The sequence below is a fragment of the Rhodococcus sp. NPDC004095 genome (assembly GCF_053604015.1).
The window spans coordinates 123762-140530 of sequence record NZ_JBSGGS010000001.1; the positions used below are offsets into that span (position 1 = coordinate 123762).

The 16769-nt window shown below is 69.8% G+C and carries 17 protein-coding genes; 9 read left to right on the plus strand and 8 right to left on the minus strand.

Annotated features, from left to right (window positions below; genetic code table 11):
- Nucleotides 1-7: 7 nt before the first annotated feature.
- The 3 genes from ACWEPG_RS00525 to ACWEPG_RS00535 form a co-directional block, all read right to left on the minus strand.
- Entirely contained in the window at nucleotides 8-1537 is a 1530-nt protein-coding gene (locus ACWEPG_RS00525) for an ABC transporter substrate-binding protein (protein WP_450111952.1), read from the minus strand.
- A gap of 86 nt (nucleotides 1538-1623) precedes the next feature.
- Nucleotides 1624-3165 (minus strand): ABC transporter substrate-binding protein, encoded by a 1542-nt coding sequence (locus ACWEPG_RS00530; protein WP_450111951.1) that lies wholly within the window; start codon nucleotides 3163-3165, stop codon nucleotides 1624-1626.
- Nucleotides 3166-3201: 36 nt separating this feature from the next.
- Nucleotides 3202-4725, minus strand: a complete 1524-nt coding sequence (locus ACWEPG_RS00535; RefSeq protein WP_450111950.1) for an ABC transporter substrate-binding protein — start codon at nucleotides 4723-4725, stop codon at nucleotides 3202-3204.
- Between the two features lie 225 nt (nucleotides 4726-4950).
- On the opposite strand from ACWEPG_RS00535, the gene ACWEPG_RS00540 reads away from it, so the two are divergent.
- On the plus strand, nucleotides 4951-5385 hold the full coding sequence (locus ACWEPG_RS00540) for a heme-binding protein (RefSeq protein WP_450111949.1): 435 nt from the start codon (nucleotides 4951-4953) through the stop codon (nucleotides 5383-5385).
- A gap of 7 nt (nucleotides 5386-5392) precedes the next feature.
- On the opposite strand, the gene ACWEPG_RS00545 is transcribed toward ACWEPG_RS00540, so the two are convergent.
- From ACWEPG_RS00545 to ACWEPG_RS00560, 4 genes are all read right to left on the minus strand, one after another.
- Nucleotides 5393-6130, minus strand: a complete 738-nt coding sequence (locus tag ACWEPG_RS00545; RefSeq protein ID WP_450111948.1) for an SIMPL domain-containing protein — start codon at nucleotides 6128-6130, stop codon at nucleotides 5393-5395.
- Between the two features lie 6 nt (nucleotides 6131-6136).
- Nucleotides 6137-7459 (minus strand): YhgE/Pip domain-containing protein, encoded by a 1323-nt coding sequence (locus ACWEPG_RS00550; RefSeq protein WP_452593614.1) that lies wholly within the window; start codon nucleotides 7457-7459, stop codon nucleotides 6137-6139.
- Nucleotides 7460-7552: 93 nt separating this feature from the next.
- Nucleotides 7553-8203, minus strand: a complete 651-nt coding sequence (locus tag ACWEPG_RS00555) for a DedA family protein (RefSeq protein ID WP_450111946.1) — start codon at nucleotides 8201-8203, stop codon at nucleotides 7553-7555.
- Nucleotides 8200-8799, minus strand: a complete 600-nt coding sequence (locus tag ACWEPG_RS00560) for a TetR/AcrR family transcriptional regulator (protein WP_450111945.1) — start codon at nucleotides 8797-8799, stop codon at nucleotides 8200-8202. The genes ACWEPG_RS00555 and ACWEPG_RS00560 overlap by 4 nt, the downstream gene beginning before the upstream one ends.
- Nucleotides 8800-8910: 111 nt before the next feature.
- Here ACWEPG_RS00560 and ACWEPG_RS00565 point away from each other — a divergent pair, with 111 nt between their 5' ends.
- From ACWEPG_RS00565 to ACWEPG_RS00590, 6 genes are all read left to right on the plus strand, one after another.
- Nucleotides 8911-9852 carry an NADP-dependent oxidoreductase gene (locus ACWEPG_RS00565; protein WP_450111944.1) on the plus strand — a complete coding sequence of 314 codons (942 nt, stop codon included), beginning with the start codon at nucleotides 8911-8913 and terminating at the stop codon, nucleotides 9850-9852.
- A 133-nt stretch (nucleotides 9853-9985) separates the two neighbouring features.
- The gene (locus ACWEPG_RS00570) at nucleotides 9986-10741 is read left to right on the plus strand and encodes an SDR family NAD(P)-dependent oxidoreductase (RefSeq protein ID WP_452593615.1); all 756 of its coding nucleotides are present in this window, start codon (nucleotides 9986-9988) and stop codon (nucleotides 10739-10741) included.
- A gap of 83 nt (nucleotides 10742-10824) precedes the next feature.
- On the plus strand, nucleotides 10825-11790 hold the full coding sequence (locus ACWEPG_RS00575; protein WP_450111942.1) for a pirin family protein: 966 nt from the start codon (nucleotides 10825-10827) through the stop codon (nucleotides 11788-11790).
- 2 nt (nucleotides 11791-11792) lie between these two features.
- Nucleotides 11793-12539 carry a pirin family protein gene (locus ACWEPG_RS00580; RefSeq protein ID WP_450111941.1) on the plus strand — a complete coding sequence of 249 codons (747 nt, stop codon included), beginning with the start codon at nucleotides 11793-11795 and terminating at the stop codon, nucleotides 12537-12539.
- 135 nt (nucleotides 12540-12674) lie between these two features.
- On the plus strand, nucleotides 12675-13451 hold the full coding sequence (locus ACWEPG_RS00585) for a pirin family protein (RefSeq protein ID WP_450111940.1): 777 nt from the start codon (nucleotides 12675-12677) through the stop codon (nucleotides 13449-13451).
- Nucleotides 13452-13528: 77 nt separating this feature from the next.
- Nucleotides 13529-14461 (plus strand): hotdog fold thioesterase, encoded by a 933-nt coding sequence (locus tag ACWEPG_RS00590; protein WP_450133410.1) that lies wholly within the window; start codon nucleotides 13529-13531, stop codon nucleotides 14459-14461.
- Nucleotides 14462-14468: 7 nt separating this feature from the next.
- On the opposite strand, the gene ACWEPG_RS00595 is transcribed toward ACWEPG_RS00590, so the two are convergent.
- Nucleotides 14469-15068 (minus strand): TetR/AcrR family transcriptional regulator, encoded by a 600-nt coding sequence (locus ACWEPG_RS00595; protein WP_452593616.1) that lies wholly within the window; start codon nucleotides 15066-15068, stop codon nucleotides 14469-14471.
- Between the two features lie 63 nt (nucleotides 15069-15131).
- On the opposite strand from ACWEPG_RS00595, the gene ACWEPG_RS00600 reads away from it, so the two are divergent.
- Nucleotides 15132-15977: an enoyl-CoA hydratase/isomerase family protein gene (locus ACWEPG_RS00600; protein ID WP_452593617.1), complete on the plus strand. Its 846-nt coding sequence runs from the start codon at nucleotides 15132-15134 to the stop codon at nucleotides 15975-15977.
- Complete coding sequence (locus tag ACWEPG_RS00605) at nucleotides 15978-16748, plus strand: SDR family NAD(P)-dependent oxidoreductase (RefSeq protein WP_450133413.1); 771 nt, start codon at nucleotides 15978-15980, stop codon at nucleotides 16746-16748. It begins immediately after the preceding gene.
- Nucleotides 16749-16769: the final 21 nt, after the last annotated feature.

Here is a 16769-nt window from a genome sequence, read left to right on the forward strand (position 1 = left end):
GGGCGGGTCACTGCGCGGCGGCGATCCCGACGCCGCCCCATTCGTCCATCGCCCGGTACGGCTGGTAACCGACGACGCGATCGGTGACGATGCCGCCGAGGTCCGCGAAGGCCAGAGGCACCATGGGCGCCTGCTCCATCACGGCCGCCGAGGCCTCCGCGATCCGCTCACCGCGGACGGCGGGATCGGATTCACGGTTCGCGGCGTCGAGAGCCTCCTGGAACCCGGGCATCGTGTCCTTCGACGGATTCTGCGGTGACGTCGGCGAGTAGTACGTGGTGAGCAACAGTGACGGATCGGCGCGGCCGACCACGGTGGTCAGGACGGCGTCCAGTTCGCCCCGGTTGAACACCGGCGACATCTCCTGCGGGGTCATGATGCGGATCTCCATCCGAACGCCCACCTTCGACAACTGCTCCTGCACGATCTGGGCGATCAGCTGGTTCTCGGGCAGATTCATCACACCCGCGGTGAAGGTGAAGCCATTCGCCACACCGGCCTCGGTGAGGAGCTTCCTGGCCGCCTGCTCGTCGTAGGTGTACCGGTCCGCCAGATCGTCGTTGTAGGCGAAGTAGCCGGACGGGAAATTCTGGCTCGCGGCCTCACCGTGACCTTCGAGCGCGGCCTGCGCGATGACCTCGCGGTCGATCGCCCGGGTGACGGCCCGTCGGACGTCGACCTTGCCGAACTCGCTGCGCGTCCGGTTGAAGTGCAGCACATAGTGGTTGAGGCTGGTCTGCACCTCGGCCTCCAGGCCCTGCTGCTGCGCCGGGTCGATGATCAGCGGTGTCGCGATCGCGGCGTCCATCTGGTCGGACGACAGCGCGGCCAACCGGGTCTGAGGGTCGGCCATCACGGTCCAGCGGAAGGTGTCGGCCTTCACCGACTCCGGGTCCCAGTAACCGTCCCAGGACGCGAACTCGTATTCCGCGCCCGGGGTCGAGCGCGCCACCGTGTAGCGACCGGCGCCCACCGGGTTCAGGACCAGCGCCGCGTCCTTCTCCGGGGTGCCGAAGGCGGCGGGGCTGACCATCATTCCCGGCAGGTCCGACAGTGTGAGGACCAATTGGGCACCCGGACCGTCCAGCCCGAGCACCACGGTCCGCCGGTCGGGCGTGTCGATCCGGACGACCGGCGCCAGCATCGTGGTGGTGATCGAGTCCGGCTGCTGCGCCCGTTCCAGATTGGCCTCGACCGCGGCGGAGTCGAAGGGCGTCCCGTCCTGGAACACCACCCCGTCCCGCAGGTGGAACGTCAGAGTCGACCCGTCCGCGGAGAACTCCCACGACTCCGCCAGCCCGGGAACGGGATTGGCGTCCGCGTCGCGGTGCACGAGCCGGTCGTAGACCTGGGCGAGCAGGATGTTGTCCTGCGCGACCTTCGTCTTGTGCGGATCGAACGAGGACGTGCCGTACGTCGTTGCGTAGCGGAACGTCGCCGTCGGATCGGTCTCCACCGAACCCGACGAGGACGCTGTCTCCGTCGAACTCGAACATCCTGCCAGCAGGGCAACGGACAGCCCGATCGCGGCAATCATCCTACGAGACAATGTCACTCTCCCCCATTCACCTACCGTCGTTCTGGAAACCCCGATCCGAACCGGTCGAGGAACGCGCGATTCGTTCAGTTCGCGGCAACCCCGACGCCGCGCCACTCGTCGACGACCCGGTTGGGTTCGTATCCGACGACCTGGTCCGAGGTGATCGCCCCGAGCTGTGCGAAAGCGATCGGCAGCATCGCGGCCTGGTTCATGAGCACCTCGTTGACGTCACCGAGCAGCGCGGCCCGCTGCGCCTCGTCCGTGGCCCGGTTCGCGGCGTCCATCGCCTCACGGAATCCCGGGATGTCGTCGTGGGACGGGTTCTGCGCCGAGTTCTGACCGTAGAACGATGTCAGCAGCAGCGAGGGGTCCGCACGACCCACCAGCGTCGTCAGGATCGCGTCGAGTTCGCCGCGGTTGAACGCGGGGTTGAGGTCGGTCGGTGTCATCGACCGGATCTCCATCGTGATGCCGACCCTCGCGAGCTGTTCCTTCATGATCTGACCGATCATGGTGTTCTCCGGCAGGTTCGACACGCCTGCGGTGAACGAGAATCCCGCAGGGACACCGGCCGTCGTCAGCAGATCCTTCGCCTTGGCAGGGTCGAAGGAGTACTGGCCGTCGAGCGCGTCGTCGTGCGCGAAGTAGCCCTTGGGGAAGTTCTGGCTCGCCGCCTCCCCGTGGCCCTCCAGCGCGGACGCGACGACGGCGTCCCGGTCCACGGCGTGTGCGAGGGCCTGGCGCACCTCGACCTTGCCGAACTCGCTGCGCGTCCGATTCAGGTTCAGGACGTAGTTGTTCAGGCTCGTCTGCACCTGGGCATCCAACCCCTGGCTGGTCGCCGAGTCGATGGACTGGGGGGTCGCGATGCCGGCATCGAGCTGTCCGGACGCGACACCGCCGACGCGGGTCTGCGGGTCGGTCATGACCGTCCACTGGAAGTTCGCGGCCCGTACCGCTTCCGGATCCCAGTAGCCCTGCCGGGCCGTGTACTGGTACTCGGCACCGGGCTGCGCCTTGACCACCGTGTAGCGGCCGGCCCCGACCGGGCTGAGCACCAGGGCCGCGTCCTTCTCCGGTGTGCCGAATGCGTTCGGGCTGATCATCATTCCGGGCAGGTCGGACAGCGTGAGGACCAGCTGCGCGCCGGGGCCGCTGAGCCGCAGCACCACCGTCTGTGCGTCCGGCGCGTCGACGGCGGCGATGCCGGCGAGCATGGATGCGGTGATCGAGTCCGGCGCCAGGGCACGTTCCAGGTTCGCCTTGACGGCGGTCGCGTCGAGCGCGGCGCCGTCGGAGAAGGTCACACCCTCGCGCAGCTTCAGCGTCAGCGCGGTTCCGCCCGCGTCGAACTCCCACGACTTCGCAAGTCCGGGTACCGGATTGCCGTCGATGTCACGGTGCACGAGGCGGTCGTAGACCAGGTTCAGCATGGTCGAGTCGCTGGTGATCTTCGTCTTGTGCGGATCGAAGGAGGAGGCACCGTAGGTGGTGGCGTAACGGAGGGTGGCGGTCGCGTCGACGTCGGCGGTCGTGGCACCACCGGAATCGGTGGAACCACAGCCGGCAACGAGGGCGGCGGACACCGCGAGCGCGGCCGTCAGCTTTCGTGAGAACACAGGCATCCTTCGGTCGGGACGGGAGGGGAGTCTCGGTTCGGGCTACTCGGCGGCGAGGCCGACACCGCGCCACTCGTCGATGAGCAGGTTCGGCTCGTAGCCGACGACCCGGTCGTCGAGAGTCGATCCGAGCGCGAAGAACACCAGCGGCAGGGCCAGGGCGTTGTCGCTGACGATCCTGGACACCGCACCGATCTTCTGACCGCGCGCGGTCAGGTCGGACTCCGAGTTGGCGGCGTCGAGCGCCTCCTGGAAGCCGGGAGCGTTGGCGTGCGAGGGGTTCTGCGGCGACGCGGCCCCGTACAGCGAGGTGAGCAGGATCGACGGATCGGCCCGGCCGGTGAACGTGGTCACGATCGCGTCGGCGTCACCGCGGTTGAAGGTCGGGGAGGCGTCCGCCGGCGGCAGTGGGCGCAGCTGCATGTCGATGCCGACCGCGGCGAGCTGCTGCTGCACGATCTGCGCGACGAGCTGGTTCTCCGGCAGGTTGAGCAGGATCGCGGTGAAGCTGAAGCCGTTCGGCAGTCCGGCCTGGGCCAGCAGCTGCTTGGCCTTCTCCGGGTCGTACGGGTAGGCGTCCTCGAGCCCGGAGTCGTACGCGAAGTACTGCTTCGGGAAGTTCTGGGTCGCCGCCTCGGCGTGCCCCTCCATCGCCGTGTCGGCGATGGCCTGACGGTCGATCGCGTACGCCAGCGCCTGGCGCACCTCGAGTTTCGTGAACTCGCCACGAGTGCGGTTGAAGTTGATGGCCATGTGGTCCATCCGGATCGGAGCCTCGACGGTCAGGCCCTGCTGCTCGGCGGCGTCGATCGTCAATGGCGTGATGATCGACGCCGACAGCTCGCCGGAGGCGACGCCGTTCATCCGCGTCTGCGGATCGGTCATCACGGTCCACACGAACCGCTTCGACTTGACCGCTTCGGGATCCCAGTAGCCGTCGCGCGCCTCGAACTCGTACTCGGCGCCGGGCTGCGAACGGGCCACCGTGTACCGACCGCTGCCCGCCGGCGTGAGTGCCAGCGCCGCGTTCTTCTCCGGGGTTCCGAAAGCGTTGGGGTTGACCATCATCCCGGGCAGGTCGGACAGGGTGAGTACCAGCTGGGCGCCCGGCCCCGACAGTGCGAGGACCGCGGTCCGCGGGTCGGGTGTCTCGACGCCGGTGAGCACCGTGAGCATCGCGGCGGTCACCGAGTCCGGCTCCTTCGCCCGGTCCAGGTTCGCCTTGACCACCGCGGAGTCGAAGGGGGTGCCGTCCTGGAAGGTGACGCCGTCACGCAGGTGCAGCGTCAACTTGCCATCGGCGACCTCCCACGACTCGGCCAGTCCCGGAACCGGATTGGCGTCCGTGTCCCGATGCACTAGCCGGTCGTAGACCAGGTTGAGCATGGTCGCGTCGCTCGTGATCTTCGTCTTGTGCGGGTCGAAGGAGGAGGCGCCGAAGACCGTCGCGTAGTGGAACGTGGCATTCGGGTCCACCGCCGCCGTGGACGGCGAGGTGTCGGCACTGCCGCATCCGGCGAGCAGGGCGGCCGTGAGGCCAAGGGCAACAACAAGTCTGCGTGACATACACATTCCTTCGCGAGGCGCACCCGTGCCGTGGTGAAGGCACGCGGGAACACACCGAATCCGTCGGTCTGCCGCGAACGTATGCGGTGTGACGGGGAGCACTTTCATCCCGTCTCGCTCAGTGGGACCTGAGCGAGCGCGAGAGCCGCCGTCCCTGATCTCCCGAGGGACCGGCGCGCCCCGGTCCCACCCCGCGGGACCGGCCCGCCGGGTACGGTCCCCCGCATGGAGAACGAACTGGATTCGACCCGGGCCCGCGCGGCCGCGGAGGCGGCACTGGCTGCGGCACAGCAGGACGGCAAGCGGATCAGCGTCGCCGTCGTCGATCATCGGGGCCACGACGTGCTCGTGGTTCGCGGGGACGGCGCGCCGTGGTTCACCGCGGGCGTGGCACGAGCGAAGGCCGCCACGGCCGCGCTGATGGGGGCGGCGTCCGGCGATCTCGCCGGACTGCGGGCGGCCCACCCGGAGTTGATCGACCTGATCGGCGGGCAGACCGCGCAGCCGATGACCACCCTCGCGGGCGGGGTGCCGGTGCGCCTGGCCGGCGTGGTGGTCGGCGGAATCGGGGTCAGCGGCGCCGACCCCGACGAGGACGTCGCGTTCGCCCGCGCCGGTCTGGCCGCGCTCCGGGCAGTCGGCGATCAGCCGCCGGCGTGACCGGCGATCAGTCGATGTCGTAGACCACCGAGACGGTGACCGTCAGCTCCTGTGTTCCCGGTTCGACGGGCGTCGACGCGACCTGATCGGACTGCATCCGCCCCGGCAGCGGACCGGGTGGCGCGGCGGCGACCTCGCTGATCGACCGCACGCCCCCGAGTTCCACCCCGGCGGCGTCGGCGATCTGACCGGCCTGGGCCTTGGCCTGCTCTACGGCCTTCGCGCGGGCCTGGGCGCGGAGGTCGCTGTCGTCGCCGATGGAGAAGGTCATCTGCTGTACCCGCACCGCGTCGCCGGCCGCGGCGGCCGCCGCGTCGATCAGGGCGCCTGCGCCGGCGATGTCGTGGACGGTGGCGGTCACCTGGTTGGTCACCTGGTAGCCGGTGATGTCGGTCGACGCAGGCGCGAACGTCGGCTGCACCGAGAGTCCGCTGGTGGCAATGTCCTTCGACTCGATGCCCCTGGACTTGAGGGAATCGATCAGCGCGGTTGCCTTCTCGGCGTTCGAGGCGAGGGCGGCTTCGGCGGTCGCGGCCTGGGTCTGCACGCCGAGAACCACCGTGGCGGTGTCGGGTGCGGCGGTGACCTTGCCGACGCCCTGTGTGCTGATTCCCGGTGGCGGAGACTCGGTACCACCGGTCGCGGTGTCCGCGGCACAGCCCGCCACCAGGACCACACTCGCCGCCGCGGCCGCCGCACCCACCGCCCGCAGGGTCGCCGGGTGTGCTGCCCGCCAGGTTGCCATGCCCAACTATGACCCAGCGGTCTCGGTCGCGGGGCGGTATCCCGCCCGGCGTGTCCCGATCCAGGCCAGGGCCGCTCCGAGCGCCACCGTCGTACCGGCGAACAGAACCATCAGGTTTCGGGTGTCGAGCAGACCCGGTCCCGCGGTGCCACCGGTCTCGATCACCGCAACGGGGGCGGCCATCGTCGTGGACATCGCGTCCTGCTGCACGCCACTGCGGGCGGGGATCGCGTCGATGCCCTTCGTCAGCTGTTCACCGAGCTGCGTGGACACCGACTTCAGCTGCGAGACCCCGGCCAGGATCTGATCCGTGGTGCTGCCCAACAGTTCCGGGGCCTGCGCGGCGATCGGCCCGATCCCCGATTGCAATTGCCCTCCGGCCTCGGAGAGCTGGGCGGACACGGACTCGAGCTGCCCGAAGCCGCTGCCGATCGCGCTGCCGAGGTCGGTGTCCGGTCCCACGCCGGTGCCGAGCAGTCCGGTGATCGCGGTCAGCTGCCGGGACAGTTCGGCGAGGTCGGCCGACGTGCGCTCGAGCGAGTGCGCGGCGTCTGCGTCGAGCCCGGCGACCCGCGATGCCACGGCGTCCAATCCCGTTTCGAGGCGACCGACGCCGGTCGTCACGTCCCCGATCGTCACCCCGAGTTCGGTCAGTCGCGTGGACAGTTCGGTCGCAGGCCCGCGGGCCTGCGACACCATCCCCGACACCTGACCGGCGACGTCCACGAGCTGGTTCGCGCCGTCGTTCGCGGTCTGCAGGTAGGGCAGCATCTCCTCGACGCCGCCGAGCATCTGCCGGGCCTGGGTGTCCGCGGCCGCGGTCGCGGTGGTCAGCAGTTGGGCGGGCAGCATCGCCTGCTGCAACTGCGCGCGCGCCGACGCCATCCCCGACAGCAGGTTCCTGATGCCGGTGGCCGAGGTGACCTCGGAGACGGTCGCAGTCAGCCGGGACATGGCGTCCGCGTCGGCCGCGGCACCGCGCCGCACCGACAGTTCTGCCTGCCGCGGGGTGGTGCTCCCGAGCGAGACGACGGCGTCGGAGAAGTCCTCCGGAATGGTGACGGCGGCAAGGTAGTTCCCGGCCGCTGCGGTGTCGGCGTCCACCACCTCCCAGCTGAAGTCCCCGGACGACTCGAGGGTGTCGATCACCCGCTCCCCCATGCCCGCGGACCCGTTGTCCTCGTTGACGATCGCGACCGCCTGCGACGACGGCGCCGGCGACCGGAGACCGAGACCGAGACCGGCGCCGACCACGAGCACCCCCACGGTCAAGGCAAGGACGGGCCACCAGCGGCGCAGACGGGACTCGGACAGTGCGGAGACGGCCATACATCCGACCGTACGGACTGTTCCTGGCGTGGCACTGGCACGCGATTGAGAATTCCCTGGCCCGGACCGCGTCGCCCGGACCATCCGCCGGGGTCAGCGCCCGGGGAGCGGAGCGAGCGCGGTGTCAGTCTCCGGCGTGGGTGCGCTGGACGCGGATTTGAAACGGCGGCGCACCCACCATCCGAGCGCCACCATCGCGGCCACCCCGACCAGCAGCCAGGTTCCGCTGCCGAGCGCGGATTCGACTCGCTCGTAAGAGTTTCCGGCGAGGAAACCGAGCAGCACGTTGCCGGTCCCGAAAATCAGCGCGGCGACCGCGTTGAAGGCGAGGAATCGCCGGTAGGGCATCCCGCTGATTCCCGCCAGGGCGGGCATCACGGTGCGGAGGTAGGCGACGAATCGGCCGAAGAACACCGCCGGGCCGCCGCGACGGCGCAGTAGCTCCTGCGCACCGTCGAGCCGGCCACCGGCCAGGAACGGTATCCGCAGGATGCGGGGCCCGACCCGCCTGCCGAGTCCGAAGCCGACGGTGTCGCCGAGAATTGCAGCCACCACGACCACCGCGACCATCGCCCAGAGTTGAACGTGGGCCTGACTGGCGATCACGCCGCCGACGATGGCCGCGGTCTCCCCGGGGACCACGAATCCGACCAGCAGCGCGTCCTCGACGAACACGAATGCGCTGACGACGAGATACACGACGAGCGGTTCGAGTTCCTGAAGCCGCTCCAGCAGGGCGGTCACACCGGGCCCACCTTCGGCAGGTCGAGCAGTCCGTGGCCGACGAGGTCGAACCCGCGGCGCAGCATCTCCTCGAAGGCCGGCACCCCGTCGTCGGGCCGCCAGCCGCGGTATGCGGTGTGCACGACCGCGAGGGCGGTGTTGACCACGAGCACGATGAGCAACGGTTCGGCGGGGATGCGGGTGCCGACCCATTCGCGGATGAACCCCCTGAACGGTTCGCTGGCCGCGAGTGCCGGCTCGAGCATCGCCTGGCACTGCTCCATCATCGCCTTGCGCAGCAGAAGCTTGGACTCGTCCCGGCAGGCGACCGCGACGAGGATCTCCCGCAGCGACTCCCACAGCGGCTCGTCGGCCGGACGGGCCGCCGCCAGTGCACGCCACCGCGCCGGATCCTCCGGATCGGGGTCGAGCAGCAGCGCCTCTTTGGAGTCGAAGTAGTTGAACAGTGTGCTCTTGGAGACGCGGGCGGCAGCGGCGATCTCCTCGACACTGACCGCGTCGAACCCGCGGGCCGTGACCAACTCGAGGGCCGCTCCCCGCAGGGCGTGCCAGGTGTCGAGCTTCTTGGTCGCACGCAGCCCGTGAGTCTGGGTCATTCTTCGAGCCTACGTCCGTATTTGCACTCGGTACAAATTTGTCCCCGGTACAAAGGCAAAGAAAGGGGTCGTCCGGGAATAGCGCTCCGCACCCCCGCGGTTGGGGCAGGCATGGGCAGAACAGTGGTCGCCACCGCGTTCGGCGGACCCGAGGTCCTCACTGTCGTCGACGAGCCGGTACCCGACCCCGGGCCCGGCGAGGTGAGGGTTCGTCTTCGGGCGATCGGCGTCAACCCCTTCGACTACAAGTCGTACAGCGGCACATTCGGTGCCGACCCCGACCGGCTGCCGATCCGGCCCGGAATCGAGGCGTCCGGTGTCGTGGAGTCCGTCGGGGCGGACGCCGTCGGCCCCACCGGACAGATAGCCGTGGGCGACGAGGTGATCGTCAACCCAGGAGCACGCGGCTACACCGAACTGATCACCGTGCCCGCCGCCGTGACCTTCGCGAAGCCGCCGAACCTGTCGTTCGAACAGGCCGCCGCACTGCTCTCCAGCGGAACCACCGCCGTCGACGCCCTGACCACCACCCGGGTGTCCGCGGGCGAGACCGTGTTGGTCCACGGCGCGGCCGGCGCCGTCGGCGGCGCGGTCGTCCAACTGGCCCAGGCCCGCGGTGCGACCGTGATCGGCACCGCCAGGAGGGCACACCACGATCATCTGCGGGCGCAGGGCGTCGTCCCGGTCGAGTACGGCGACGGTCTGCTCGATCGCCTCCGCGCCCTCGCACCGGACGGCGTCGACGCGGCGATCGACACCGCAGGCACCGACGAGGCGATCGACGCCTCGCTCGCCCTGGTCGCCGACCGGAGCCGGATCGTGACGATCGTGGCGTTCGACCGCGCAGAGCGGGACGGCTTCCGCGCCGTCGGCGGCGGCAACCCCGACAGCGCTCGCATCCGCCGCGAGGCACGGATCGAACTGATCGCCCTCGCGGGCCGTGGCGATTTCGAGGTGACCGTCGCCAGGACCTTCCCCCTGGCCGAAGCCGCCCGCGCCCACGCCGAACTGCAGGGACACCACCCCCGCGGCAAGTTCGTCCTGGTGCCGTAGGCGCCCGGGGCGGCCGGGCGTCGGCGGTGGTCGTCATGGCGACGAAGGCCGGTTCTCACCCCGTTGACACCTAGACACTTGTATGAATAACTGTCTAGTAGGGTGACCCACGTCTCATTCGTCAGGAGCAACCATGACCGCTCGCGTGTCCGTCGTCGTCGGTGGCGCCTCGGGCATCGGGTGGGCCACTGCGCAGCTGCTGCACTTCCAGGGCGACACCGTCGTGATCGCGGACGTCGCGGAGGATGCGGCCCTCGCGTGCGCCACCGAACTCGGCGAGCACGCGAGCGGCAGGCACGTCCAGGTCACCGACGAGAGCAGCGTGCGCGCGCTGTTCGACGCCGTTCGCACCGAGCACGGCGCGGTGAATGCAGTGGTAAACTGCGCGGGCGTCTCCCACCCCGGCGCCCTGGTCGACCTCCCCCTCGACGACTGGAAGGCCACGCTGGACGTGTGCCTGACCGGCACGTTCCTCGTACTCCGGGAGGCCGCGAAGGTGATGGAGGACGGCGGCGCGATCGTGGCGATCTCCTCACCCATCGGTCACCGGCCCGGCGCGGCGACGGGTGCGAACTGCACCGCCAAGGCCGGGGTGCTGAGGCTCACCCGGGTGGCCGCCCTCGAACTGGGCCCGCGTCGCATCCGCGTCAACGCGCTCTCCCCCGGCTTCGTGCACACCCCACCGGCCGCGGGCGCGACCCTGGCGCCGGAGTTCGTCGAGGACACTCCGCTCGGCCGCGGCGGCGACCCGGACGACGTCGCGCAGGCGGTCGCGTTCCTGCTCTCCGAGCAGGCCGACTGGATGACCGGCGCGACGCTCGACCTCGGCGGCGGCGCCCACCTCCCGCACCCGGACGTCCTCACTCGCGTCTCGGCCATGACCGACTGAGGCGCGGGAATACCGCTCCGCCGCGTGCGTTGAGGTACGGTGAGGTAGTTGAACAATCAACTACATGACCGGAGGAGCACACCATGCCTGCCGTGACCGTCGACAACATCCTCGCGCTGCCCCGCATCGCCGAGACCGCGCCCGACGCCAACGCGCGTCCCGTGCTGTCGGTGACTACCGCACCGCGCGGTTTCGAGGGCGAGGGGTTCCCGGTTCGTCGCGCGTTCGCCGGCGTCGACCTGAAGTATCTCGACCCGTTCATCCACATGGACCAGATGGGTGAGGTGAACTACGCGCCCGGCGAGCCGAAGGGCACCCCGTGGCACCCGCACCGCGGGTTCGAGACGGTCACCTACATGATCGACGGGACCATGGAGCACCAGGACTCCAACGGCGGTGGCGGCATCATCAGCGGCGGCGACACCCAGTGGATGACCGCCGGTGGCGGCATCCTGCACATCGAGGCCCCGCCGGAGCAACTGGTGATGACCGGCGGCCTGTTCCACGGCGTGCAGCTGTGGGTGAATCTGCCGAAGAACAACAAGATGGCCGCACCGCGCTACCAGGACATCACCGGCAACAAGGTGGCCCTGCTGTCCTCCCCGGACGGCGGCGCACTGATCCGGGTCATCGCCGGTGAGCTCGACGGCCATCGGGGTCCGGGCTCCACGTACACCCCGATCACCCTGCTGCACGCGACCATCGCCCCCGGCGCGAGCGTGACGCTGCCGTGGAACCCCGAGTTCAACGCGCTGGCCTACGTCCTCGCCGGGGACGGCACCGTGGGCACCGAGCGACGGCCGGTGCACATGGGCCAGACCACGGTCTTCGGGCGCGGCGACACGATCACGATCGCGGCGGCCGACACCCAGGACTCGCGCACCGAATCCCTGGAGGTGTTCATCCTCGGAGGCAGGCCGATCCGGGAACCCGTCGCGATGGCAGGACCGTTCGTGATGAACACCAAGGCCGAGGTCATCCAGGCGTTCGAGGACTTCCAGGCGGGGCGGCTCGGATCGATTCCCGCCGCCCACGAGACATTGGAGTGAACGTGACCGGGATCGTGGTCCAGCGTGCGCGCGACCGTGCGCACCAGAACTACGGTTGGCTGGACTCGAGTCAGAGCTTCCCCTTCGCGGGGAACTTCGACCTCGCCGCCCACGCCCACGGCCTGCTGCTGGTGAACAACGAGGACGTCGTCGACATCGGTGAGGGCTTCGACACCCACCAGCACCGGGACGCCGAGATCGTCACGTGGGTACTCAGCGGTTCGCTGGTCCACCAGGACTCCGAGGGCCACTCGGGTGTCGTGTATCCCGGTCTCGCGCAACGAATGAGCGCGGGTCGGGGCATCTTCCACTCGGAGCGCAACGACCGCGTGCGCACCGACGGGTCGCGTGCCGCCGAGCCAGTTCACCTGGTGCAAATGTGGATTCCTCCGGACGAATTCGGCATCGAACCGAGCTACCAGGAACTGCCGATCGACGACGAACTCGACGCCGGCAAACTCGTGGTCGTCGCCTCCGGGTTGCCGCGCCACCGTGACGACGCCGCAATCGGCCTGCGCAACCGCCACGCCGGATTGCACGCCGCGCGACTGCAAACCGGCCGGTCGGTGACGATCCCCGACGCGCCCTACGGGCACCTGTTCGTCGCTCGCGGCGCCGTCGACGTCGAGGGTGTCGGCCCACTCGAACACGGTGATTCCTTGCGGCTCACCGGTTCCGGCGGAAATCGGGTCACCGCGACCGAGGCGGCGGAGGTGCTGATCTGGGAGATGCACGCCGCCACCGGGTGACCCACCCGGACCGGGCCAGTCCGTGCCGTGAACGTCCGAATTCCGGCAACGTTCACGCATCGGACCGGTCACGACAGAGGGGAACATCACCACCTCTGGCTATGTTGAAGGACGAAGTTCACGTAGGAGGCATGCATGACGGCACCGACCACCCCGCACGTCGACGTCCGCCGCGCCGGCGACCGGCTCGCAACCCGGATCGCCTGGCTCGATTCGAAGCACTCCTTCTCGTTCGGCCAGCACTACGATCCGGACAACACCCATCACGGCGCGCTACTCGTCAACAACGACGACATCGTCTCCCCCGGTCAGGGCTTCGACACCCACCCGCATCGGGACATGGAGATCGTCACGTGGGTGCTGCGGGGCTCGCTGGTGCACCAAGACTCGATGGGACACACCGGAGTGATCTACCCGGGTCTGGCTCAGCGGATGAGCGCGGGCACCGGGATCCTGCACTCCGAGAAGAACGACTCGTGGCGCCTCGCCGGGTCGCCGGGCCCCGAGCATGCCGACCCGGTGCGGTTCATCCAGATGTGGGTACTGCCCGACGAGGCCGGGGTGACGCCCGGCTACGAACAGCTCGAGATCGAGGACGAACTGAGTGGCGGCGGCCTGGTCGCGGTGGCGTCGGGCATGCGCAAGCATCGCGGACAGTCCGCGATCACCATCAACAATGCGGGCGCCGCGCTGTCCGTCGCCCGGATGCGCCCCGGCGACAGCATCACGCTGCCGGAGGCGCCGTACCTGCACCTGTTCGTCGCGGAAGGTGCCGTGGACCTCGAGGGCGCCGGACGATTGTCCGAGGGCGACGCGGTCCGGTTCACCGCGACCGGCGGGCAGCGGCTCACCGCCGCCGACGAACCCGCCGAGGTGCTCGTCTGGGAGATGCACACCCGTCTCGGCGGCTGAGTGCAGACTCCGTGCCGTGATCCCGTCGACCGGGACGGGCCGGGGCAGGCGATTCCCCGCCTGCTACGCATGACGTCATGACGACAACCGCGACCCGGCCCCGTGGCGTCGACCCCCTGAACTCGATGATGGGGGTCCGGGTGCGCTCGATGTCGCCTGCGGGCACCGACTTCGAGGGCGAGACCGGGAACCGCTTCCACGACCACCGCGGTCACTCCACACTGGCCTCGGTCGGGGTGCTGGCGGACTCGGCCGTCGCGGGGGCGTTCTTCGCGTCCGTGCCGACCGGCAGCCGGACGGTGGTCTCCCAGCTCACGGCGGTCACCGCCGCACCCCTTCCGGCCGACGGCGTCGTCACGGCGCGCGCCCGCACCGAACACCTGGACCTGGCCACCGGAACAGGACTGTCGGGAGGCCGCATCACCAGCGACGACGGCACCACCTGCGTCCAGCTGCTGGCCCGCAGCGTCGTGGTCAGCCGCCCGGCCCAGGACGACGTGCACCTCGCTCCCGGACCCACCACCACCTTCCCCGAGCCGGAACCGGCGACTGCGGCCGCCGAACTGACAGGCATCGAAGGTCGGGCAATCGTGGAGGGGATCGCCGCAGGCACGGTCTCCCGCGGACCGCTTGCCGGGCTGATCGGCCTGTCCGTCGACGCCGTCGGCGACGACACGGTCACCGCCCGCCTGGACCCACAGCCGTGGATGAGCAACCAGGTCGGCTCGGTACAGGGCGGAATGCTGTTCGCGGCCGCGGCCCTCGCGTCGGGTCTGGCCGCCCAGACCCGCACCACACCCGGTCAGGAGCATCACCTGCAGGACCTGACCATCGACTTCGTCCGCTCTCCCGCGGTCGGCGGTCCGTCGATCACGATCGAGGCGCGGGTCGTCCGGGCCGGGCGAAGGATCGTCCTGATCGAGTCACGGCTGCTCGACCCGGACGGGCGGCTCCTGGCCCGGTCCGGCTCGAGCGCGCAGCTCCGTCAGGGCGTGACGGGCAATCCCTGAACCGGGATCACGTCCGATGCAGCCGGACTCCGTTCAGGACCAGGTCCGCAAGGTGTCGCACCAGCGCCTCACCGTCGAGCGCGGGGCCGGCGAGGGTGTGCATCATGACCGCGCCGCGCAGGGTGTCGAGGACGGCGGCACCGTCGACGTCGGGCCGCACCTCGCCCGCCTCGACACCGCGCGCGAACACCTCCGCGTAGCGATCCCGGATCGGCGCGATGAATTCCTCGTCCGCCCGGCGCTGCAGTTCCGGGTCGGCGACCATGTCGGCGACGAGCCCCGGTAGCCCGCGCCGATATTCGGCTCGCGACTGGTGCTCGACCATCTCCCGGATCATGGCGGTGACGGTGTCCGTGAACGACATGGACGGGTCCGGCCGCGCACCCCTGGCCTGCCGGGCGAACAGAGCCTCCTGCACCAGCGCCGCCTTCGATCCCCACCACTGGTAGAGCAGGGGCCTGCCGACCCCGGCGCGGCGGGCGACGGCGGCCAGCGTCAGTGCGTCGTAGCCCTCCTCGGCGAGCAGGGACCGGGTCGCGTCGAGGACGGCCCGGTGTCGTTCCGGATCCCGGGGGCGCCCCGGGGACTTTTCGTCGTTTCCGCCCACACATTTACCTTACAAGCTGTACGTTAATTCTGTTCGGTTGCGCCGCAGAGTTTCTGGAGGGACATGCACACGATCGCACTGGACCGGCCCACCCCCGACATCCTCGTCGCGACGTTGAATCGGCCCGAGCGCCTCAACGCGCTGAACCCCGCCCTCGTTTCCGACCTGCACACCCTGCTCGACGACGTCGCCGCGGACACCGCGTGCCGGGTACTCGTGCTGACCGGCGCGGGCCGCGGGTTCTGCTCGGGACTCGATCTGTCCGAACCCGCGACCGCGCCCGGAACGGAGACCTTGAGCCGGCCCGCCGCGGGAATGCGTACCCAGGAGTTCATCGCGTCGCTCGTCCCCCGGATCCAGCGACTGCCGCAGCCGGTCATCGCCGCGGTCAACGGCGCCGCGTACGGCGGAGGGATGGCACTCGCCGCCGCCTGCGACCTTCGGATCGCCTCCGCGACGGCGCACTTCGGCACCCAGTTCATCCGGCTCGGACTCTCCGGCTGCGACATCGGCATCAGCTACACCCTGCCGCGGATCGTCGGATCCGCCCGAGCGTCCGAGCTGATCCTGACCGCGCGCCGAGTCGACGCCACCGAAGCCGAGCGGATCGGCCTGGTCTCCCGCGTCGTACCCGAAGCCGAGCTCCTCGACGCCGCGCTCGACCTCGCCGAAAGTCTCTGCGAGCACAGCCCGTTCGGGCTGACCATGACGAAGCAGGTACTGAACGCGAACGCGGACGCCGCCAACGTGGACGCGGCGATCGCGTTGGAGAACCGCACACAGATCCTCGCCGGGACCGGTGGCGACGAGTTCGCCGAGGCGGTCACCGCGTTCATGCAGAAGCGTCGGCCGCGCTGGTCGACCCGCCGGGATGCCCCCGGCACCCGGAACACCGAAGGAGCCCGGTAAGTGAACCGCACCAAACTCGACTCGCTCTTCGACCTGAAGGGCCGGACCGCCATCGTCACCGGAGGCACCCGCGGGATCGGCCTCTCGATCGCGGAGGCCTACTCCGTGTCCGGCGCCAACGTCGTCGTCGCGAGCCGCAAACCCGATGCCTGCACGACGGTCGCGAACCATCTGAACACGCTCGGCGGCAAGGCCATCGGCGTCGCGACCCACACCGGCGACCTCGATGCCCTGACCTCGCTGGTCGACGCCACCGTCTCCGAGTTCGGAGGTGTCGACATCGTCGTCAACAACGCGGCGAACCCGCTCACCCAACCTCTCGGCGCGTTCACCCCCGAAGCGTGGACGAAGTCGTACGAGGTGAACCTGCGCGGGCCGGTGTTCCTGGTGCAGGCGGCGCTGCCGTATCTGGAGAGGAGCGATCACGCGGCGGTGCTCAACGTGATCTCCGCGGGGGCGTTCATGTTCTCCCCATCGACGGCGATGTACTCGGCGGGCAAGGCCGCCCTGCTGTCGTACACACGGTCGATGGCGGCCGAGTACGCGAGCCGCGGCATCCGGGTCAATGCCCTGGCACCGGGCTCGGTGAACACCGACATGGTCCGGGCGAACCCGCCGGAGTTCGTCGACGCGATGGCGTCGGCCTCGCTGCAGCGGCGCATCGCGGACCCGGACGAGATGGTCGGCCCGGCGCTGCTGCTGACCTCCGACGCGGGCAGCTTCATCACCGGGCAGGTGGTCGTCGCCGACGGTGGACTGGTCGCCCACTGACGGCCCCGATCCTGCCCGCTG

Bases quoted from the DNA above. Each gene is read 5' to 3' on its own strand.
- ACWEPG_RS00570 (WP_452593615.1), top strand. From the start codon at position 9,986: ATGACCGCTCGCGTGTCCGTCGTCGTCGGTGGCGCCTCGGGCATCGGG.
- ACWEPG_RS00525 (WP_450111952.1), bottom strand. From the start codon at position 1,537: ATGATTGCCGCGATCGGGCTGTCCGTTGCCCTGCTGGCAGGATGTTCG.
- ACWEPG_RS00545 (WP_450111948.1), bottom strand. From the start codon at position 6,130: ATGGCAACCTGGCGGGCAGCACACCCGGCGACCCTGCGGGCGGTGGGT.
- ACWEPG_RS00575 (WP_450111942.1), top strand. From the start codon at position 10,825: ATGCCTGCCGTGACCGTCGACAACATCCTCGCGCTGCCCCGCATCGCC.
- ACWEPG_RS00565 (WP_450111944.1), top strand. From the start codon at position 8,911: ATGGGCAGAACAGTGGTCGCCACCGCGTTCGGCGGACCCGAGGTCCTC.
- ACWEPG_RS00560 (WP_450111945.1), bottom strand. From the start codon at position 8,799: ATGACCCAGACTCACGGGCTGCGTGCGACCAAGAAGCTCGACACCTGG.
- ACWEPG_RS00535 (WP_450111950.1), bottom strand. From the start codon at position 4,725: ATGTCACGCAGACTTGTTGTTGCCCTTGGCCTCACGGCCGCCCTGCTC.
- ACWEPG_RS00600 (WP_452593617.1), top strand. From the start codon at position 15,132: ATGCACACGATCGCACTGGACCGGCCCACCCCCGACATCCTCGTCGCG.
- ACWEPG_RS00530 (WP_450111951.1), bottom strand. From the start codon at position 3,165: ATGCCTGTGTTCTCACGAAAGCTGACGGCCGCGCTCGCGGTGTCCGCC.
- ACWEPG_RS00585 (WP_450111940.1), top strand. From the start codon at position 12,675: ATGACGGCACCGACCACCCCGCACGTCGACGTCCGCCGCGCCGGCGAC.
- ACWEPG_RS00590 (WP_450133410.1), top strand. From the start codon at position 13,529: ATGACGACAACCGCGACCCGGCCCCGTGGCGTCGACCCCCTGAACTCG.
- ACWEPG_RS00550 (WP_452593614.1), bottom strand. From the start codon at position 7,459: ATGGCCGTCTCCGCACTGTCCGAGTCCCGTCTGCGCCGCTGGTGGCCC.
- ACWEPG_RS00540 (WP_450111949.1), top strand. From the start codon at position 4,951: ATGGAGAACGAACTGGATTCGACCCGGGCCCGCGCGGCCGCGGAGGCG.